General features: G+C 65.2%; 23 protein-coding genes and 1 tRNA gene. 10 read left to right on the top strand and 14 right to left on the bottom strand.

Annotated elements, in window-relative coordinates; genetic code table 11:
• Window positions 1–69 precede the first annotated feature (69 nt).
• Entirely contained in the window at window positions 70–1,299 is a 1,230-nt protein-coding gene (locus XI04_RS24680) for a lytic murein transglycosylase (protein ID WP_212429163.1), read from the bottom strand.
• 148 nt (window positions 1,300–1,447) lie between these two features.
• Here XI04_RS24680 and XI04_RS24675 point away from each other — a divergent pair, with 148 nt between their 5' ends.
• Both XI04_RS24675 and XI04_RS24670 read left to right on the top strand, forming a co-directional pair.
• Complete coding sequence (locus XI04_RS24675) at window positions 1,448–1,708, top strand: hypothetical protein (RefSeq protein WP_212476054.1); 261 nt, start codon at window positions 1,448–1,450, stop codon at window positions 1,706–1,708.
• A gap of 71 nt (window positions 1,709–1,779) precedes the next feature.
• The gene (locus XI04_RS24670) at window positions 1,780–2,031 is read left to right on the top strand and encodes a hypothetical protein (protein WP_271609151.1); all 252 of its coding nucleotides are present in this window, start codon (window positions 1,780–1,782) and stop codon (window positions 2,029–2,031) included.
• A gap of 20 nt (window positions 2,032–2,051) precedes the next feature.
• Here XI04_RS24670 and XI04_RS24665 read toward each other — a convergent pair whose 3' ends face one another.
• Window positions 2,052–2,585: a MarR family winged helix-turn-helix transcriptional regulator gene (locus XI04_RS24665; protein WP_028144777.1), complete on the bottom strand. Its 534-nt coding sequence runs from the start codon at window positions 2,583–2,585 to the stop codon at window positions 2,052–2,054.
• A gap of 54 nt (window positions 2,586–2,639) precedes the next feature.
• On the opposite strand from XI04_RS24665, the gene XI04_RS24660 reads away from it, so the two are divergent.
• Both XI04_RS24660 and XI04_RS24655 read left to right on the top strand, forming a co-directional pair.
• Complete coding sequence (locus XI04_RS24660; RefSeq protein WP_028144776.1) at window positions 2,640–3,119, top strand: carboxymuconolactone decarboxylase family protein; 480 nt, start codon at window positions 2,640–2,642, stop codon at window positions 3,117–3,119.
• A 21-nt stretch (window positions 3,120–3,140) separates the two neighbouring features.
• Entirely contained in the window at window positions 3,141–3,644 is a 504-nt protein-coding gene (locus tag XI04_RS24655) for a cupin domain-containing protein (protein WP_028144775.1), read from the top strand.
• A gap of 25 nt (window positions 3,645–3,669) precedes the next feature.
• Here XI04_RS24655 and XI04_RS24650 read toward each other — a convergent pair whose 3' ends face one another.
• From XI04_RS24650 to efp, 3 genes are all read right to left on the bottom strand, one after another.
• Window positions 3,670–4,662, bottom strand: a complete 993-nt coding sequence (locus XI04_RS24650) for a DUF808 domain-containing protein (RefSeq protein ID WP_028144774.1) — start codon at window positions 4,660–4,662, stop codon at window positions 3,670–3,672.
• 84 nt (window positions 4,663–4,746) lie between these two features.
• Window positions 4,747–6,369, bottom strand: a complete 1,623-nt coding sequence (locus XI04_RS24645; RefSeq protein ID WP_271609152.1) for a M23 family peptidase — start codon at window positions 6,367–6,369, stop codon at window positions 4,747–4,749.
• Between the two features lie 21 nt (window positions 6,370–6,390).
• Window positions 6,391–6,957: an elongation factor P gene (gene efp, locus XI04_RS24640; protein ID WP_018323088.1), complete on the bottom strand. Its 567-nt coding sequence runs from the start codon at window positions 6,955–6,957 to the stop codon at window positions 6,391–6,393.
• A 162-nt stretch (window positions 6,958–7,119) separates the two neighbouring features.
• On the opposite strand from efp, the gene epmA reads away from it, so the two are divergent.
• From epmA to XI04_RS24625, 3 genes are read left to right on the top strand one after another with little or no spacing between them, the layout of a single operon-like run.
• Window positions 7,120–8,184, top strand: a complete 1,065-nt coding sequence (gene epmA, locus XI04_RS24635; RefSeq protein WP_271609153.1) for an EF-P lysine aminoacylase EpmA — start codon at window positions 7,120–7,122, stop codon at window positions 8,182–8,184.
• Window positions 8,181–9,275 carry a lysine-2,3-aminomutase-like protein gene (locus XI04_RS24630; RefSeq protein ID WP_271609154.1) on the top strand — a complete coding sequence of 365 codons (1,095 nt, stop codon included), beginning with the start codon at window positions 8,181–8,183 and terminating at the stop codon, window positions 9,273–9,275. The genes epmA and XI04_RS24630 overlap by 4 nt, the downstream gene beginning before the upstream one ends.
• Before the next feature lie 43 nt (window positions 9,276–9,318).
• A complete protein-coding gene (locus XI04_RS24625) occupies window positions 9,319–9,579 on the top strand; it encodes a hypothetical protein (RefSeq protein WP_271609155.1) in 261 nt (86 codons plus the stop codon).
• Window positions 9,580–9,638: 59 nt separating this feature from the next.
• Here XI04_RS24625 and XI04_RS24620 read toward each other — a convergent pair whose 3' ends face one another.
• The 9 genes from XI04_RS24620 to XI04_RS24580 form a co-directional block, all read right to left on the bottom strand.
• Window positions 9,639–10,724 (bottom strand): 3-deoxy-7-phosphoheptulonate synthase, encoded by a 1,086-nt coding sequence (locus XI04_RS24620; protein WP_038946693.1) that lies wholly within the window; start codon window positions 10,722–10,724, stop codon window positions 9,639–9,641.
• A 232-nt stretch (window positions 10,725–10,956) separates the two neighbouring features.
• Window positions 10,957–11,535: an HdeD family acid-resistance protein gene (locus XI04_RS24615; RefSeq protein WP_028144768.1), complete on the bottom strand. Its 579-nt coding sequence runs from the start codon at window positions 11,533–11,535 to the stop codon at window positions 10,957–10,959.
• Between the two features lie 54 nt (window positions 11,536–11,589).
• Entirely contained in the window at window positions 11,590–12,630 is a 1,041-nt protein-coding gene (locus tag XI04_RS24610) for a PrsW family glutamic-type intramembrane protease (protein ID WP_028144767.1), read from the bottom strand.
• Window positions 12,631–12,913: 283 nt separating this feature from the next.
• Entirely contained in the window at window positions 12,914–13,069 is a 156-nt protein-coding gene (locus XI04_RS24605) for a hypothetical protein (RefSeq protein WP_162832228.1), read from the bottom strand.
• 59 nt (window positions 13,070–13,128) lie between these two features.
• Window positions 13,129–13,383, bottom strand: a complete 255-nt coding sequence (locus tag XI04_RS24600; protein ID WP_028144766.1) for a hypothetical protein — start codon at window positions 13,381–13,383, stop codon at window positions 13,129–13,131.
• A 137-nt stretch (window positions 13,384–13,520) separates the two neighbouring features.
• A complete protein-coding gene (locus XI04_RS24595) occupies window positions 13,521–14,528 on the bottom strand; it encodes an acyl-CoA desaturase (protein ID WP_271609156.1) in 1,008 nt (335 codons plus the stop codon).
• 122 nt (window positions 14,529–14,650) lie between these two features.
• A complete protein-coding gene (locus XI04_RS24590) occupies window positions 14,651–15,277 on the bottom strand; it encodes a PilZ domain-containing protein (RefSeq protein ID WP_038946697.1) in 627 nt (208 codons plus the stop codon).
• A gap of 215 nt (window positions 15,278–15,492) precedes the next feature.
• Window positions 15,493–16,167, bottom strand: a complete 675-nt coding sequence (locus XI04_RS24585) for a hypothetical protein (protein ID WP_271609157.1) — start codon at window positions 16,165–16,167, stop codon at window positions 15,493–15,495.
• Window positions 16,168–16,279: 112 nt separating this feature from the next.
• Window positions 16,280–16,354, bottom strand: a tRNA-Glu gene (locus tag XI04_RS24580).
• Between the two features lie 224 nt (window positions 16,355–16,578).
• On the opposite strand from XI04_RS24580, the gene XI04_RS24575 reads away from it, so the two are divergent.
• Genes XI04_RS24575 through XI04_RS24565 form a run of 3 tightly spaced genes read left to right on the top strand, consistent with a single transcriptional unit; the run spans window position 16,579 to window position 17,309 of the window.
• Window positions 16,579–16,833: a PilZ domain-containing protein gene (locus XI04_RS24575; RefSeq protein ID WP_018323099.1), complete on the top strand. Its 255-nt coding sequence runs from the start codon at window positions 16,579–16,581 to the stop codon at window positions 16,831–16,833.
• A 56-nt stretch (window positions 16,834–16,889) separates the two neighbouring features.
• Window positions 16,890–17,135 (top strand): hypothetical protein, encoded by a 246-nt coding sequence (locus XI04_RS24570; RefSeq protein ID WP_271609158.1) that lies wholly within the window; start codon window positions 16,890–16,892, stop codon window positions 17,133–17,135.
• Between the two features lie 6 nt (window positions 17,136–17,141).
• The gene (locus XI04_RS24565) at window positions 17,142–17,309 is read left to right on the top strand and encodes a hypothetical protein (RefSeq protein ID WP_085967565.1); all 168 of its coding nucleotides are present in this window, start codon (window positions 17,142–17,144) and stop codon (window positions 17,307–17,309) included.
• Window positions 17,310–17,425: the final 116 nt, after the last annotated feature.

The raw sequence follows: 17,425 nt of genomic DNA, 5'->3' as shown, positions 1-17,425 counted from the left end.
CGTGCAGCAAGCAATGTGGAGGAATGGATTCCGGGTTCTCGCTACGCGAGCCCCGGAATGACGGCGTACCTACGACCCCTGCCGCAGCTTGGCCAGCACCTTCAGCCCGCCATAGCCGTCCGCCGGCGCAATCCCTGCGCGCTGCTGGAAATCCTTGATCGCCTTCATGGTGTCGTTGCCGACCCGGCCGTCGGTGCCGCCGGTGTCGAAACCGGCTTTCGTCAAGCGCGTCTGCATCTCCTGCACCTCGGCGAGCGTCAGCGCGCGCTCGGAGCCGGGGAAGGGCTGGATGAAGGGCGGCGCCCCCAGGCAGCGATCGCCGAGATGGCAGATCGCGAGCGCATAGTTCATGGAAGGGTTGTAGCTCTTCACGGAATAGAAATTCGGTCCGAGCAGGAAGGTCGGTCCGCCCGCAACCGGCGTCCACATTTGCGCGGATGCGTTTGGCTGCGGGAACGGCTGGCCGTCGGCGCGGGTGACGCCGGCTGACGCCCAGGCCGCATAGGTGCGGCTGCCGCTCATATTGCCGGCGGCGCGCACCTCATAGCCCCAATGCTCGCCGCGATGCCATTTGCCGCGGTTGACGAGATATTTTGCGGTCGAACCCAGCGCGTCGTCGGGCTTGCCGAAGGGCGAGACCTTGCCGTCGCCGTCATAGTCGATGCCGACATTGAGCCAGACTTCCGGCATCCATTGCGAATGGCCCATCGCGCCGGCCCAGGAGCCCTGCATCTGCTCGGGCGTGCTCCAGCCCTTGTCGACGATGCGTAGCGCGTTGATCAGCTCGGTCTCCCAATAGGCCTTCCGGCGCGGCTCGTTCCAGGCGAGTGCGGCGAGCGAGGGAAATACCGGCGTCATGTGGTTCTGCTGCACCAGGGGATCGCCATAAGCGGACTCGACGCCCCACAGCGCCAGCAGCGTGCCGCGCTCGACACCGAAATCCCGCTCGATGCGCGCCAGCAGCGCCTCGTTGTTCTTCAGCGCAATCTTGCCGTTGATGACGCGCCAGTCGGAGACGCGGCGATTGATGTATTGCCAGACCTGCTCGTGGAATTCGGGCTGGCTGCGCATCTGCTTGAACACGCTCATGTCGGGCTCGACCCGTCCCATCGCGCGTTGCCAGGTCGCGGCCGAAATGCCCTTGGCCATCGCACGTGCGCGGAAGCTCTCGCGCCATTCGTCGAAGCCTGGAGGCGCGGCGAGGACGCGTGTCGGGAATGCGAGCAGAGCGGCTGCACCGAACGTCGATTGCAGCAGGCTGCGGCGAGTCGGATGGAGGGAGGAATCAGCGTGCGTCATGGGCACATTGTAGCCCGAAACATGGCCTGTGTGGGTCGGTTCCTGGAACAGCCGCGTGGCTGATTCTGCGCGGCCCGGGATCATGCTTCTGTCGGAACAAACTGTCGCAGTCCTGCATTCACTCCGTATCCGGAAGGAGGAGAAGATGATGAGGACATGTCTGTTTGCCGCCGCCATGATCACCGCCGTCGCGACGCCCGCGTTCGCAGATGAAGTCGGCGTTCACGTCGGCCCGGTCGGCGCCGGTGTGACGGTCGGTCAGTCCCACGAGTATCGCGAGCGGGACCGTGATCGCGACCGCACCACCGTCATCAGGGAGCGCGAGCCCTCTGATCGCACCACGGTGATCAAGAAGCAGGATGAATTCGGCAATCGCGAAAAGACCGTGATTCATCACGACAACGACTAACGGAGCAGGCCCCGGCTGATCGCCGGGGCCTTTTCCGCGCACGCAGCCTGTCATCGAGAATTCGAGGTGGAATGAAGATACAAGCGCATGCGGAAAGCCATGTCGTCGAGCTCGACGACGGATCGCGCTGGCAGATTTTTCCGGGCGATCTGGCGATCACGCTGAGCTGGAAGCCCGAAACCACTCTGCACCTGGAGCCGAGCCGCGACCGGGTGACTTCGCACGTGCTGGTCAATGCCACGGATCGATCCCGCGTGCGGGTGATCGTCGCGACCGAGACTTGGCCCGCCGGCGACGTCAAGGACGCGTTGAAGGACGGGTAGGGCTTCGCCAGAGACGAACGTCAATCCACCTGGTCCTGCTGTAAATCAGTCGCAATTCCGGCGAGCCAGCGCCGGATTGTCGTTTCCGCTTTGCTATCCAAACCCCGAGTAAGTCGCTTCTCGAGCGCGATCACACGCTCGCGGCAGTCCTTCAGCAGCGTCGCGCCGCGCGGCGTCAGCGTCCATTGCTGAATGCGGCCGTGGACTGGATGGGGCGTCATCAGAATCGCGCCGTCGCGTTCGAGGTTGCGGATGATGACGCCGACAGTCTGGGGCGTCAGGAAGGTGAGGCGGGCGACGTCGGCGCCTGATAGTCCCGGATACGCGTTGAGCATGGTCAACACCGCGAATTGTGGCGATGTCACGCCGAGATCGGCCAGCGCCCGTTCCATCGTCAGGCGGACCGCGGCATGGGCCTGGCGCAGGAGATAGCCGAGATAACCTTGCTCGCCACGCTTGCCTTCTCCGGGCGCGGGTACACGCACGTCGCCGCTAGGTGCGGTCGCCTTGTACGCGGTTTTGGGTCTTGCGGCGGCTGCGGACTTGCGTGACATATAAGAGCTCTTATAAGATGTAAGCCTTCATACAATAAGACGAGGTGAACGGCAATGTCACATGCCCGTAGCGAATACGAGGATTTCAAGAAGATCGCTCCTGACGTCTATGATCTGGTGCTGGCGCTGGGTCAGCTTGCGGCCAAAGCCGGCCTCGACAAGCAGCTCATCGAGCTCGTCAAGCTGCGCGCCTCGCAGATCAATGGCTGCGCCTTCTGCGTGCAGCATCATGTCCTGCTGTCGGAACGGATCGGCGTTCCCGTCGACAAGCTCCATTTGGTCGCAGTCTGGCGCGAGGCGCCGATCTTTTCGCCGCGTGAGCGCGCCGCGCTGGCCTGGGCCGAGGCGCTGACTGTCCTGCCCGACGGCGTCAGCGAGGACGTCTATGCCGAAGCTGCCCGGGAGTTCTCCGAGACCGAGCTGATGTACCTGACCTCGGCGGTCGCCTCGATCAATGTCTGGAATCGCTTTGGGGCTGCCTTTCGCTGGACGCCGGCGCCGCGGCCGGTGGCCGCGAATGCTGCGGCATCCTGATCGGCACGAAGGGAGGTTATGATGACAGCAATGAGTTTATCTGCCGTACAGCGTCCGGCGCCGTCGCGTTCGACGGCGCTCGCCGTCGTTGCAGGGCTGGCCTGTGCGCTGGCGATCGGCAAAGCGCTGCCGGTGACGATGGATGCCGTCTCCGGCGCGCTGGCGCCGCTCTGCGCCACGGCGGCGGAGAGCTCGCCGCTCGACAAGGTCGAACCGATCGGCTCCTACGCATTGCCGAACGTGCCGGGCAAGCGCGTCACCATCGTGCGGGTGACCTATGGTCCGGGCGGGTTTTCACGGCCGCATCGTCACGCTGGATCCGTGACGGCCTACATCACCAAGGGCGAGATCCGCTCCCAGCTCGGCGGCGGTCCTGTCGCGACGTTTGGCGTCGGCCAGTCCTTCTTCGAACCGCCGGGCTCGACGCACCTGGTCTCGGCCAACGCCAGCGCGACGGAGCCCGCGGAATTGATCGCGGTGTTCGTTGCGGACGAGGGCGCGCAGCTCACGACGTTCTTGGAGTAGCCCGCACCCGTCGCCCGGATGGCGGCTAGGAGGCGCGGTCCTGCGATCGCCTCAGCCGTTTCCATGCCGGCGAGAGACCGTATTGGACTGCCGGAATCGCAACGGCGCCGACAAGTAGTCCAAGCACGCCTGAGATGGCTGCCTCGACCGACCATTCGATGATGCCGGCAACGGATGGAAGGGCGTGCGCGGCCGCCTCGGTTGCGGCATGGACCGTGCGGCCGACCACCGGCGGGCCGTATTTTTCGATGCCGTGCAGGATGATGCCGCCGCCAACCCAGATCATGGCGGCAGTGCCGATGGTGCTCAGCACCGCCAGGAAGGTGGGCATACCGCGGACCAGCGCGCGTCCAAGCGAGCGGATCGCGGCGCCAATGACTGAGGCGCCGTCATAGCGCGCAAGGGCCAACCCGGCATCGTCCGCCTTCACGATCAGGGCCACCACGCCGTAGACCCCGACCGTGATACCGAAGCCGACCAGCGCCAGCACCAGCGCCTGCATCCAGATGCTGCCCGCCGGAAGGGCCGCCAGCGTGATCGCCATGATTTCCGCCGACAGGATGAAATCCGTCTTGATGGCGCTCGCGACCTTCTCGTCCTCGACCGACCGGGCATTCAGCGCGATCGGCTCGAGCTGGGCTTCGTGGTGGTGCGCATGATGCGGCATCACGGCTTCGAGCACCTTCTCGGTACCCTCGTAGCAGAGAAAGGCTCCGCCCAGCATGAGCAGCGGCGTCACCGCGGTGGGAAGGAAATAACCAAGCAGCAGGGCAGCGGGAAGCAGAATCAGCAATTTGTTGCGCAGCGATCCGACCGCAATCTTGCCGACGATCGGCAGTTCGCGCTTCGAGGCAAAACCGATGACGTAGTTCGGCGTGACGGCAGCGTCGTCGATGACCACGCCAGCCGCCTTTGCGCCCGCTTTGGCAGCCTGGCTCGCTACATCGTCGAGCGAGGCCGCTGCCACCTTTGCAATCGCCGCGATATCGTCGAGAAGACCGATCAGTCCGACACTCATCACCCCGATCCCTGTTTTTGTTTGAGCCGGCGGTGCGCGCGACAACAAGCTCTTGCACCGCCCTTCATTGGAGCGAGCAAGCCCTCAATTCTCCTCGCCGCTCGATCCCTCGCGCAGATCCGGCTTGATCACGTCGTCCGGCAGCGCATGGGCGACCGGCTGCGACGTGACCGCGATCTCCGGGCCGACCTCCCGGCCGCGGGCGCGGATCAGTCGTTCGTAGGCGGAGACCAGGGTGACGTAGGGGCTGACCCAGATCCAGCCGTCGCGTGTGAACACCTGCACGTCGAAATGCAGATGCATCGAGGTGCCGGCGGGATGATCGAGATAATTCGAGATCACACCGATCTTCTCGCCTTCGGTGACGATGCGGCCATTGAGCACGCCATCGGCGTTCATTGCGTGCGGATTCATGTGCATGTAGCGGAAACGGATGTGCTCGGTGCGGCTGTTGACTTGAAGCGTCGCGGCCTGGTCCTTGGACGCGCGGATCACGATGGCGTCGCGCACGGCGACGACACCGCGCTGCTTGGGATCGCAGGGCTCGCGGCCTTCGCCGTGCGGCGGGCAGTCGGCGGCGCGGATGTCCTCGCCCTGATGGCCGTAACCGCCCGCGCATTGCCAGACCTCGAAACTGCGGGACTCGCAGAAATTGTCGCGCCAGGGATAGACGGTCGCGCTCTCCGTCTTGTCCCGCTTGGCATAGGATTGCGAGCGGACGAAGGCGGGCGCCTTTTCGAGCGGAAAGCGGATTTGTGCATAGGCCATTGCGTCGGGATGGCCGCCCTGCTTGCGGTAGCCGGTGTTCGGGATGATATCGCCGCTCGGCCGGTAGCTGAAATCCGCCGAACGGCCCGTCGGGCGATCGAGGATGTTGGAGGCAATGTCCGTCAATGGCCGCATGCGCTGGCCGCCCGCGACGCGCAGGGCCCTCAGGAAGCGCTCGGCGACCGGATAGGCTTCCTTGCAGGCCAGCCGCCGCGGCTTGGCGACGCTGTCGAGGCACTGGATCGACACCACATAGGCGACGCCGAAACGGGTGAAAGCGTAGCGTACATAGCCTTCCCGGATGAACCTGCGCAGGTCCGGGTAGAGTGTTGCGAGCGGTTTGATCTGCTCGCCCTTGCCGCCGGCGGGATCGGCGATGTCGTAGACGAGCGCCGAGCCCGTGATCTGCACTTCGACCGGCCTTGTGAACACCCGGCCCGGCATGCCGTCGCCGGCGCCGGGCTCGAGCGAGAAAGTCGCGCTGTAGCCGGCGGGGCCGGCATCGAACATGTCGACGGGATTGAAGTCCGCCTGATAGCGCGACAGCGCGAGCGTCGCCGTCGCGCCGCTGCGTTGCGCCTCGAGGTAAGCGGCGGCGTCGAACGGCAGCAGCACCGGCACGGGACTGCGGGTGATGCCGGTGAAGAATCGTGAGGAAACCGCGTTGAGCTGCACCAGGGCGGGCATCGCGCGCGGATCGTAGCGCGGCACCGAACGGCGAGGTGCGAAGATGAAATCGTCCGCGACGCGGGGGCGGCTGTTGATCTCGGTGCGGAGTTGGTCGAGCGCTGCGCGCCAGTCGACGCGCAGGGCCGTGAGCGAGGGGCTGCGGAATTCATCCGCAGCGAGCGGAGCGGCAATGAGGAGCGAAAGCGACGCCAAAAGAAGCGAGACGAAGCGGAAACCCTTCCCAACCACTGTCTCGCCCCCCGGCGGCACCTGCGATCGCTCTGTTCCCCGTCAGTCCTTGGCGCGTTCGGAGTAGGAGCCGTCCTCGGTCATGACCACGATGCGGGTACCGACCGCGATGTGCGGCGGCACGGTGGTGCGCACGCCGTTGGAAAGCACCGCCGGCTTGTAGGAAGACGAGGCGGTCTGGCCCTTGGTCACCGGCTCGGTTTCGACCACCTCCAGCGTCACGCGCTGCGGCAGCGCGAGCGAGACCACGTTGACATCGTGGGTCGACAGCTTGACGGTCATGTCCGGCTGAAGATAGGAGGCCGCGTCGCCGACGACGTCCTTGGAGACCTGGACCTGGTCGTAGGTCTCGGGGTTCATGAAGTGGAAGCCGTCGCCATCTTCATACAGGAACGTGTAGTTGCGCTCTTCAATGGTGGCCTTTTCGACCTGGTCGGTGGTCTTGTAGCGCTCGGAGATCTTTACCCCGTCCGAGATTCGGCGCATTTCGATCTGGCTGACCGGGGTACCCTTGCCGGGGTGGATGTTTTCGGCGCTGACGACGACATAGAGCTTGCCGTCTTGCTCGATCACGTTGCCTTTGCGAATAGAACTGGCGATGACTCTCAAAGCTATATTTCCTGCTTGCTTGGCCCGGCACCGGCCAGGACGTGGTCAAATCGATGGGGGACTTGGGGCCTCAAATCGGACCTCGGCGCCCGTTTCGGGCCGCAACATACTGATTTTGCCATTAGATGCCAGCGTTTTGCTCGGGTCTGGGGCGGTTGGGTAATGGCTGGGGACAAGCCCATCTCACCGTTCTGGTCGCCCGGGCGACACCTCGACCGTCGGCCGTTCCTCCAGGCCAGGGGGGCCATTACCGGGTCCCTACGGGGCTTTTTCGCCGAGCAGGGGTTCGTGGAGGTCGAAACCGCCGTTCTTCAGGTCTCCCCGGGCAATGAGACCCATCTGCACGCCCCCCGGACCGAGATCATGCGGCCGGACGGCAGCCGAGCCCTCCGGTATCTGCGCACTTCGCCCGAATTCGCCTGCAAGAAGCTGCTGGCGGCGGGCGAGACGCGGATTTTCGAGCTCGCCCGGGTGTTCCGGGACCGCGAGCGCGGCGACCTTCATCTGCCCGAATTCACCATGCTGGAATGGTATCGGGCAGGCGCCTCCTATGACGCCATCATGGCCGATTGCGTCGTCGTCATCGCCCGTGCGGCGCAGGCGACCGGCATCGGCACCTTCTCGTTCCGGGGGCGGACCGCCGATCCCTTCGCCGAGCCGGAACTCCTGACGGTGGCGGGCGCCTTCGAACGCTTCGCGGGCATCGACCTGCTGTCGACAATCAGGGACGGCGAGGGTAACCGTGCCGCGCTCGCCGAGGCGGCCGGTGGCAAGGTCCGGGTGGCCGAGGACGACACCTGGTCCGACATCTTCAGCAAGGTGCTGGTCGAGCACGTCGAGCCGCGTCTGGGGCAGGGGCGTTTGACCATTTTGTTCGAATACCCATCTCCAGAGGCGGCGCTGGCACGAGTGAAGACTGACGATCCCAGGGTTGCCGAGCGCTTCGAGGTCTACGCCTGCGGCGTCGAGCTCGCCAACGGCTTTGGGGAACTGACCGATGCCTGGGAGCAGCGAAAGCGCTTCACGGAATCGATGACGGAAAAGCAGCGCCGCTACGGCGAAGCCTATCCGCTCGACGAGGACTTTTTGGCTGCGGTCGCCGCAATGCCGGAGGCGAGCGGCGTCGCCCTCGGCCTCGACCGGCTGGTGATGCTGGCAAGCGGCGCATCGCGGATCGATCAGGTGGTTTGGACGCCACCTGCAAATGAAGCGTCTAGTGAGACATGACGAAAACGAACCTTGCACGCACTCTGCGCGAGCCGGCTGAGCTCGTCGCCGAAGGTCTGGCGCCCGCAGCAGCGCTGCCGGCGCTCGAACGCGTTGCCGCACGCTATGCGGTGGCGATCACGCCGGCGTTGGTCGAACTGATCGACACGTCCGCCCCCGACGATCCCATCGCACGGCAATTCGTTCCGAGCGCCGCGGAGCTGGAGATGCAGCCGGGCGAGGACGCCGATCCGATCGGCGATCATCCGCACTCGCCGGTATCAGGGATCGTGCATCGCTATCCCGATCGCGTCCTGTTCAAGCTCGTCCACGTCTGCGCAGTCTATTGCCGCTTCTGCTTCCGCCGAGAGATGGTGGGCCCCGGCAAGGAGAATGCGCTCTCGGACGACGCCTATCGCGCGGCGATCGATTACATCAGCTCGCATCACGAGATCTGGGAAGTGATCCTGACCGGCGGCGATCCCCTGATGCTGTCGCCGCGCCGGATGGGCGAGATCATGGCCGAACTCGCGGCAATCGATCACGTCAAGATCATCCGCCTTCACACCCGCGTGCCCGTGGCCGATCCCGCGCGCATCAGCGACGAGTTGGTTGCGGCGCTCAAGGTCGAGGGCGCGACCACCTGGGTGGCGCTGCATGCCAACCACGCGCGCGAACTGACGGGACCGGTGCGCGCCGCCTGCGCGCGGCTCGTCGATTCCGGAATTCCCCTGGTGAGCCAGTCGGTGCTGTTGCGCGGGGTCAATGACAACATCGCCGCTCTATCGGATTTGATGCGAGCTTTCGTCGAATGCCGGATCAAGCCCTACTATCTGCATCACGGCGACCTCGCGCCGGGCACCGCGCATCTTCGCACGACCCTTGCCGAAGGACAGGATTTGATGCGGCAGTTGCGCGGGCGGGTGTCAGGGCTTTGTCAGCCGGACTATGTCATCGACATTCCCGGCGGCGCCGGCAAATCCCCGGTGGGGCCGAGCTACGTCTTGGCGCCGCAAAATACCGCACCTCATGCGGGTGATGCGGGAGCCGAAACGCGCTATCGTATCGTGGACTATTGCGGCGACGTTCATCTCTATCCGCCCGAGAGCTGAGCGGTGATGGAGAGCGCGCCGGTTCGAGAATGGAGAAGCAAGAATGAAGAAGATCATGGTGGCAGCATCGCTCGTGGTCTTGCTCGGCGGCGCGGCGGCAGCACAGACCGGCGGTTCCAAGGGGTCGACGACCGGCGGTAGCGGCGGAGCCTCTGGATCGGTGTTGCCGGCACCGGTCGGTCACCGCCAGCCGCGCGCGGCTGACGTGCCGAGCGAGAAGAATTTGAGCAATCCGAACACCCCCGCGAACAAGGAAGACGCGGAGCTCGATCGGAAGATCAAGAGCATCTGCCGCGGCTGCTGATCCTTTCACCTCTCCCCGTTGGGGAGAGGTGAGGAGAGCGAACGCGCGTTCGCCATGAGCTAGGCCGAGCGCTCCTGAAGTCCGGCGCGCCGGGCGTTGCGGCGGATTTCCACCGCGTCGGCGAGCTGCTCGAGCGCGGTCGCCGTAGTCGGCCAATCGATGCAGCCGTCGGTGATGCTCTGGCCGTAGGTGAGCGGCTTGCCCGGCACGACGTCCTGGCGGCCGGCAACGAGATTGCTCTCGATCATCACGCCCATGATGCGGCCTTCGCCGCCTGAGATCTGGCCGGCGATGTCGGCCGCCACCTGCGGCTGGTTCTCGGGCTTCTTGCTCGAATTGGCGTGGCTGGCATCGATCATCACCAGCGGCGCGACACCGGATTTGGTCAGCTCGTTGCAGGCGGCCGCGACGCTTGCCGCATCATAGTTCGGCTTGCTGCCGCCACGCAGGATGATGTGGCAGTCCTCGTTGCCCGCGGTCGAGGCGATCGCCGAGCGGCCGAGCTTCGTCACCGCCATGAAGTGATGCGGATGCGAGGCCGACTTCACGGCGTCCGCCGCGATCCGCACATTGCCATCGGTGCCGTTCTTGAAGCCGACCGGGCAGGACAGGCCCGAGGCCAGCTCGCGATGGATCTGGCTCTCGGTCGTGCGTGCGCCGATCGCGGCCCAGGACACGAGGTCGGCGATGTATTGCGGCGTCGTCATGTCGAGGAATTCCGTGCCGGCGGGCAGGCCGAGATTGTTCACCGCCGACAGCACGTTGCGCGCCAGCCGCAGGCCCTTGTTGATGTCGAAGCTGCCGTCCAGATCGGGATCGTTGATCAGGCCCTTCCAGCCGACGGTGGTGCGCGGCTTCTCGAAATAGACCCGCATTACGATTTCGAGCTGGTCGGCGAGTTCCTCGCGCAAGCTCGCGAGCCGCTCGGCATATTCGAGCGCGGCCTTGGGGTCATGCACCGAGCAGGGGCCGACCACGACCAGCAGGCGGTCGTCCTGGCCATTGAGGATTGCGTGGATGGCGTTACGCGCAGCCATCACCACGCGCGTCGCCGTGAGCGTGCGCGGGACTTCGCGCATCACCTCATCCGGCGTGCTCAGCTCTTTCAATTCGCGGATACGAAGATCGTCGGTCGTGCTCAGCACGGCGGGCTCCTGTTTGTTTCGAACCTGCCGGCCAATAAAAAAGCCGCCAGGTCTGGCGGCTTGTTCGGACGTTTGCTGCAATTTTCAGATTGAGCGCGATCCTCCTGCCGCCAGCGAGCTGTCGTAGCTAAAGTACCAAAAATAGCTGGTGGCGACGGTGATCATGGAGGGCATATAGCGCGCCATCGGCGGATTGTCACCCCCCAATCGGCGCGGCAGGTGACGAGGCGGGTCAGGTGTTGCTGTTGCGCGCCGCCAGCGCCAGGCCGATCAGGCTGGCGCCGCCGAACAGGAGGTTGATACCGACGAGGACGCCGATGGCCCATTCCGCCGAGCTCGGCAGTCCCGTGATCACCATGAAGGAGATCGCAATGTCGACGAGGCCCGAGACCAGCAGCCATGACCAGCGGCCGCTGAGTTCGCGGCGGTGCTCCAGTGCGTACATGATGGTGGCGACGCCCTCGGCCAGGAAGTAGGCGCCGACCACGATGGTCAGCGTCAGCACGGCCTGCATCGGGCGGGCCAGCAGCAGCATGCCGGCAAGCACGGCGAGCGCAGCCGAGATCAGCGACCACCAGAAGCCCGGCGTGCTACGCGCCCAATAGGTCACGATCAGCCCGCCGATACCGCTGATCAGGAACATCCAGCCGAGGAAGATCGCGATTGCAAGGCTTGCGAGCGGCGGCAGGATCAGCGCCGCGACGCCGAGAATTGCGAGCAGGATGCCCTCGAACAGAAAGGCCTTCCAGTGTGCCTTGACCGTCTGGCTCATCATGGATTGCAGCCGCGAAAAATCCTCAGGTGACGTCATCGGCAGGCTCCAGATCGTTCTAGTATGCGCGCAGCGCGCTCGCCATCCCGCGGCTCACCCGCCGCCGGGCGCCGAGGAAAAACCCTCCGCGCTGGTGCGGATGCGGTTGCGGCCGAGAACATAGATCGCCGTTGTGACAATCAGAAGCGCCAGGCCGAGCAGGATCGAGACGAAACCGATCGGGATCAGGGCCAGCGTCAGATTGCGCTCGGGGTTGATAAGCCAGTGATGGATCGAGGTCAGCACGAAGGCGAGCCCGAGAAAGCCGACGCCGCCGCCGGCGAGCAGCAGCGCCCACATCCGCCGGAGCTGGCTGAGCCGTTCCCGCGCGACATCGGTCCGGGGAGCGTGGTGGCGGGCGACGCGCCGGACCAGACGGATGGCGAAGGCGATCGAGCTGAAGCCGATCAAGAGGCTGGAGGCGCCCAGCCACATCCGCAGCGTCGGATCGAGGTCGGGCATTCTTTGCAGGGTCAGCAGTGGAAAGTCGAAGGCCGAATGCAGCGCAAGCGGGCCGGCCAGCATCAGGAGGCGGCTGGAGAGGCGGGCCCAGTCGCGATGGTGCCGGTTCGCGCCCAGCGCCGTGCCGGCGCGCGCGATCGTCAGGTAGGCGCCCGCGATGATGCCGAGCGCGCCGTGGAATGGCACGGTCAGCACGCTGCGCAAGGCGGCCAGCGAGCGCCACATCTCAGCGTGCTGGACCAGATAGGCGAGGTTCTCGTAAGCGGCGAAGCCGAGGCCGACCGCGGCGCCATAGACCACGGTGTCCATCGGATTGGCAAAGGTCCGCCGCTTGGTCGAGGAAATTACCACGATGGCGATCACCTTGACGGCTTCCTCAGGCAGCGCGACGCCGAAGATCGAATGCATGGCCAGCGCCGCCCAGGGGTCGTCGGGCGCCGCGACCATCTTGGCGAAGGGGGCGCGGGCGAGGCCCAGCAGCGAGATGCTGGCCGCCCCCAACAGGAACGCAGTCCAGACCTGGGCCGGCGGGCCAGGGCGCTCTTCGGCGGCGATGACAAGCCACAGCATCAGCAGCGCCGGGGCGATGGCGGCCGTTCCGATGACGGTGGGCAATGCTTCAATCAGGTACATCGGCGCCGAAAATAGGTTCCCTTGATCCGCTTATCTACATTCACCGATGCGACCATGTGTCATGCGCTTGCTGTCGGCTCGCTTAATGAGTGCGATAGCTTCCGTTCATCCGCCACGGCTCGTGGCGATGTAAAATACACGCGTAATCAATTGCATGACAGCACCTGTTCGTCATCCACAGCAATGACGGCCCGACCGCGGTTGGAACGCGATTGGCAAGCCAGATCAAGGAAGTGCGCAGGTTTCTTCGATTCACGACGCAGGCCTGCGCGGGGTAGGCCAGCTAGCCGCGCTTCGCCGGGCCCTTGCGGGGCGGCGAGGCAAGCCGGCGCGTCCGCGCCTGCTCCAGCTCCCAGAAGGCGCGGACGAGGCAGGTGCCGAGGCAGAAGACGATGAGCACCAGCAGGAAGGCCTGGTCGACAGCGGGGATGTGTATCATGGCGATGATAAAGCAACGCCCATGCCATGCGTTCCCGCAACGGCCGGCGCTTTCCGCTTTCAGTGTGTGGTGAGCGGCGGCGCCCCGGGAGCAACGTCGAAGGCGCCGAGATGGAATTCCTCGCCGAGGGATGTGTCGGCTTCGCCCGGTTGCGCCAGCAGCGTGAACGCGGCCTGCGGGTAGAGCTTCCAGATCTCCAGATCGCCGGCGGTGATGGTGAGCCAGCCGAATGTGTACATGTAGCGTCCGGGCTCAGTGACCCGGCCGACCCTGTCCCAGGTGATCTTGTCCACTGTAACTTTGTCGACTGCCATTCGGTCCCCCGATCGCAAGTCTGCAAATGACGCCCGGCCTGGAGGCACGGACGATCAAAAGCTGATCCCGCAATGGGGCCGCGATAGGGCGGCGATGCGGGGGCAAGACGGCCCGGCGGTGGCCGCTGCCCGCCGATTCAGCGCGCCGTCGAGGCCGCCTCTGCTTCGGCCGCCCGCTCCAGCTGACGGTGCGAGGCGTGGAAGACGTCGTGGACGAGACCGATCTTTTCCAGGCCCAGGATGATCAGGCCGTTGAGATCGATCTCCCACCAGGCGTGCGAGATGTAGGCGTCCCGCGGGAAGCGGTGATGGTTGTTGTGCAGACCCTCGCCGAAGGTGAGGATCGTGGTCACGAACTCGTTGGTCGAGGCGTCGTCGACCTCGAAGCGGCGATAGCCATAGGCGTGGCAGACCGAGCCGGTGAGCTGGCTGGTGAGGATCAGCAGATAGGCGCGAAGCAGGCCGGAGAACAGCACGCAGCCGATCATGGCGTGCACGCCGCCGAACGTGTAGCCGATCACGCCGGGGATGAAGACTGCCGACATCCCGTACCAGACCCAGCGCGTGCGCACGAAGAACATCGCGATCGGATCGGCGAGGATATCCTTGGCATAGTACTCGTTGTCGGTGGTGGCCTGGTCGAATACCCAGCTGCCCTGTGCGTGCAGGAAGCCCTTGAACGCGCTGACATAGCGATTGCCGAAGCCGTCGAATTGCGGGCTGTGGGGATCGCCGACGTCATCGGCGTAGAGATGGTGGCGGCGGTGGTTGGCGACCCATTTGGCGATCGAGCCCTGCACAGCCATCTGGGCGATGGCGCAGAAGAAGACACGCATGATCGGGCCGGTACGGAAGCTGCGATGCACGAACAGGCGATGCATGCCGGCACCGATGCCGAACGTCGTCAGCGCGAACATCCAGGCGAACGTGAACAGCTCGACCTTGCCGACGCCTTGCGTCACGGCCCAGATGATGCCGGCAACCGCGCCGACATAGAGGATGCCGAGCAGGAGATAGCTCTCGCGCAACTTGGCCTCGACCAGCGGCCCTTCGGTGACCACGCCGGGTGGAAGCTGCGGCTTCGGTGCGACGGGCGCGTTCGGCGCGATCTCTGCCGGGGCGAACTCGGCGTCGGCGATGGACATTCTGGGGCTTCCAATACTCGAGGCCCGCAGTGATTGCGGACGCACCGGGCCACACCCTACCGCGCAGGGGTCGCCATCTCCAGTATTTAGTTAAGAAAGAGTTAAGATTGATCGGGCCGGCTTCAGGCCGACTGCAGCAAGGGCGTGCGGACGATCAGACGGACGAGGTCATCCCGTGACTGCTTTTCGGCGAATTTGACCGCAAACCCGTGCTCGAACTTGCGGATCACGCGCCCGACGCAAGCACCGACCGCAAGCGGGGTTCCGAGCGGCGGATCGTATTCGCAGGAGATTGCGACGCCAGCCGTGGAGACGTCGATGATGAAGCACGGATGGCTGCTGCCGTTGGCGAGCGTCAGGAAGGTGTGCGAGACCTGAGGTACGAAACGCGCGTCGTTCCGCAGCTCCTGGACGCTGGCGTCCTTCTGCTTCTTCTCGAGCCAGGTCAGCTTTTCCGACATCCAGGCGCGCCGCGCCCGCGTCATGTCGAGCTCCATCAGGAAACCCGACTTCAGCGTCGCGCTGATCGTGCACTGGAATTCGCCGAAATCCTGGAAGTAGGAGGTGAGGCGCTCGCCGACCTTGCCGACGACGGGCACGTCCACGATCATGCGGAAGGGTGAGACGCGCTTGGTGCGGCAGGCGAAGCTGCGCAGCTTGCCCTCGCAATCATACCAGCGGGGCAGCGAGTAGCTGCCGCTGACCGTGACGTCCACTGCACGCTGCCTGAGGAACTCTGCGACGGACATGAGGTGCCAATGATGTTCGGGATTGCTTCCGTAATTCCACGGTAGCTGTCAAATTCTAAGCAAATGATACCAGCGCACAGGAGCAGGGGTAAATTTCCGGTAAACGCGCGCTTCGCACGCCCGGCGGAAAGCGCGGCATAAGGACCCGTTATGCTGCAGGCCAGCTCACAACATCGTCATTGATGGCGCAGTGAAGCAACGACGCGCCGCGGCGCCTAGAGAGCTCCGAACAGCACCAGCAAAGCCAACGCGCTGACGGCCATTGCGAACTGGATCGTCGTCCATGTCAGGCCGTTCGAGCTGATCTGCAATCCCAGCGGCGGCAACGCGCGCCGCATCGCCAGCGCCGTGAAGGCTTCGACGATGGCGAGCAGGAGGGCGATGCCGGCGATGAAAGACCACGACTCAGCTGGAGGCATCCATGGCGCGAGCCAGGCCGGGACGGAGCCTTTCAAAGTGGCGAGCAACGCGAACCAGCCGAACCAGAATGCCGAGCGCTTGACGATGTCGGGGCCGATCGTTTCGGGCTCGAGGCGGATACCGATCGTTGCCAGCGCGCTTTCGATGCGCTCGCCGTCGGTCAGGACGACGAACGCGCCGAGATAGAGCGGAATGCGCGACTGGAAGAGCAGGGCGAGGATACCGAACAGGATAACGTGGCCAATGAGGTCGCCGACCACGTTCTTGGCGCTCTCGCCTGACGGCACGAGCGCGGCCGGCGCAGAATCTGGCTGCGGCTGCGCAAGCGACCTGGCGCGCGCCATGTGCTGCAGCGTTTTGGCGCGCCGGTCCGATGGATGCTGGTGGGGTTGGCTCAGCCATGGCGGAAGGCGCGGCGTCATTGCGGACGTGTCGGACGAACCTTCAATCTCGGGAATACGCTGTGCCATGGGACCGGTTCCAACTGACATTGGTCGGTGGCGAGCAGCGGGAAGGTTCATGCGGGAGCGGCGGAAATTGCAGCCGGGCGGTCGTGGCGGCTCAGTGCGCCGCCGCGTGCACTGGCGCTCCCTAGCGGAATCGAACCGCTCTCTCCACCGTGAAAGGGTGGCGTCCTAACCGATAGACGAAGGGAGCAAACGCAGGGCCCTGCCGTTATCCCCGGCACAGCCGCTGGCCGGCCGAGTCGAGCCCGGCGGCTTGCAGCGGGCGAACGTATAGTGGCCTTTCTGGCTCCCGGCAAGCCGTCCGGGACGGTCTTTTGGCCCCGGTGGACAGCGCCGGCGCCGGGGTGATCCGGAGGCGATTTCAACGGTTTCTTAGGGTTCCCTGAGTAGCGCTGGAGCGGGAGATCTTTGCCAATGCCACCGCCGAAAAAGCGCGCAGCCCGCAAGCTGCTGTCGCAGCATGCCTGGATCACCCTCGACGGTGGCTTCGCCGCGCGGCATTGCCTGGTCCAGGACATCTCGGATTCGGGCGCCAAGATCACGCTGGACGAGGACGCGAGCCAGCTCCCGGGCGTGATCCGGCTCGCCTTCGCGCGCGATGCACGCACCGGGCGGAGCTGCCAGGTGGTCTGGCGCCGCGGCAAATCCGCCGGCATCAAGTTCATCTGATCGCGGCCGCGGCCGCCCCGATGGCGCGCGGCGCCCGTCCGGGCTAGAAGGCCGCCATGCGCGTGTCGCTCCTCATCCTGATCCCGTTCTTCGCCACGTCCGCCGCCGCGGCGGAAGCCCTGCGTCTGCCGCCTGCCGAGCAGCCGAAGGCAGGCACGGCCGTGCCGCTGAAGGATGCGGCCGGGAAGGCACGAGCGGGCTCCTGCGCCACTTACGGCCCGCGCTTCGTCATGGTGGAGGGCGCCGGGACCTGCGTGAAGATCGGCGGCTCGATCAGCATCGACACCACCGTGAGGCGCTAGAGGCCCATGCCAGTGGATCTGCTGCGCCTCGACCTCATCGTTCCCGTGCTGATGTATTGCGCGCTGCTGTGGTGGGTCGGCCGCGGCCTGAGCTGGACGGCGCGGCTGGCGACCGCGGTGGTGACCTTGGTGCTGATCGTCTGCGTGCTGCTGGTCGAGCGCGGCTGGCGCTGAGCCAAAACAAAAACGCGAAAACAACCCCATGCAAAGTAGCGTCAAGTGCTGAGTTGGCGCCGGAGGATTGCGCCGAAGCGCGGATTCATCGCGCTCTCACCGCGGCTTATGCAGCC

This window comes from Bradyrhizobium sp. CCBAU 11430, assembly GCF_028128855.1.
In the GTDB taxonomy this organism is placed as follows: Bacteria; Pseudomonadota; Alphaproteobacteria; order Rhizobiales; family Xanthobacteraceae; genus Bradyrhizobium; species Bradyrhizobium ottawaense.
The sequence above is the reverse complement of the archived record's forward strand: the minus strand, read 5'-3'. Positions and strand labels throughout refer to the sequence as shown.

What these genes read in the sequence shown, in the direction of transcription:
- XI04_RS24675 (WP_212476054.1), top strand. Translation starts at nt 1,448, where the DNA reads ATGAGGACATGTCTGTTTGCCGCCGCCATGATCACCGCCGTCGCGACG.
- XI04_RS24650 (WP_028144774.1), bottom strand. Translation starts at nt 4,662, where the DNA reads ATGAGTGTCGGACTGATCGGTCTTCTCGACGATATCGCGGCGATTGCA.
- XI04_RS24670 (WP_271609151.1), top strand. Translation starts at nt 1,780, where the DNA reads ATGAAGATACAAGCGCATGCGGAAAGCCATGTCGTCGAGCTCGACGAC.
- XI04_RS24615 (WP_028144768.1), bottom strand. Translation starts at nt 11,535, where the DNA reads ATGACGTCACCTGAGGATTTTTCGCGGCTGCAATCCATGATGAGCCAG.
- XI04_RS24595 (WP_271609156.1), bottom strand. Translation starts at nt 14,528, where the DNA reads ATGTCCATCGCCGACGCCGAGTTCGCCCCGGCAGAGATCGCGCCGAAC.
- XI04_RS24565 (WP_085967565.1), top strand. Translation starts at nt 17,142, where the DNA reads ATGCCAGTGGATCTGCTGCGCCTCGACCTCATCGTTCCCGTGCTGATG.
- XI04_RS24680 (WP_212429163.1), bottom strand. Translation starts at nt 1,299, where the DNA reads ATGACGCACGCTGATTCCTCCCTCCATCCGACTCGCCGCAGCCTGCTG.
- XI04_RS24575 (WP_018323099.1), top strand. Translation starts at nt 16,579, where the DNA reads ATGCCACCGCCGAAAAAGCGCGCAGCCCGCAAGCTGCTGTCGCAGCAT.
- epmA (WP_271609153.1), top strand. Translation starts at nt 7,120, where the DNA reads ATGGCTGGGGACAAGCCCATCTCACCGTTCTGGTCGCCCGGGCGACAC.
- XI04_RS24625 (WP_271609155.1), top strand. Translation starts at nt 9,319, where the DNA reads ATGAAGAAGATCATGGTGGCAGCATCGCTCGTGGTCTTGCTCGGCGGC.
- XI04_RS24665 (WP_028144777.1), bottom strand. Translation starts at nt 2,585, where the DNA reads ATGTCACGCAAGTCCGCAGCCGCCGCAAGACCCAAAACCGCGTACAAG.
- XI04_RS24660 (WP_028144776.1), top strand. Translation starts at nt 2,640, where the DNA reads ATGTCACATGCCCGTAGCGAATACGAGGATTTCAAGAAGATCGCTCCT.
- XI04_RS24585 (WP_271609157.1), bottom strand. Translation starts at nt 16,167, where the DNA reads ATGGCACAGCGTATTCCCGAGATTGAAGGTTCGTCCGACACGTCCGCA.
- XI04_RS24655 (WP_028144775.1), top strand. Translation starts at nt 3,141, where the DNA reads ATGACAGCAATGAGTTTATCTGCCGTACAGCGTCCGGCGCCGTCGCGT.
- XI04_RS24605 (WP_162832228.1), bottom strand. Translation starts at nt 13,069, where the DNA reads ATGATACACATCCCCGCTGTCGACCAGGCCTTCCTGCTGGTGCTCATC.
- XI04_RS24630 (WP_271609154.1), top strand. Translation starts at nt 8,181, where the DNA reads ATGACGAAAACGAACCTTGCACGCACTCTGCGCGAGCCGGCTGAGCTC.
- XI04_RS24600 (WP_028144766.1), bottom strand. Translation starts at nt 13,383, where the DNA reads ATGGCAGTCGACAAAGTTACAGTGGACAAGATCACCTGGGACAGGGTC.
- XI04_RS24590 (WP_038946697.1), bottom strand. Translation starts at nt 15,277, where the DNA reads ATGTCCGTCGCAGAGTTCCTCAGGCAGCGTGCAGTGGACGTCACGGTC.
- XI04_RS24570 (WP_271609158.1), top strand. Translation starts at nt 16,890, where the DNA reads ATGCGCGTGTCGCTCCTCATCCTGATCCCGTTCTTCGCCACGTCCGCC.
- XI04_RS24610 (WP_028144767.1), bottom strand. Translation starts at nt 12,630, where the DNA reads ATGTACCTGATTGAAGCATTGCCCACCGTCATCGGAACGGCCGCCATC.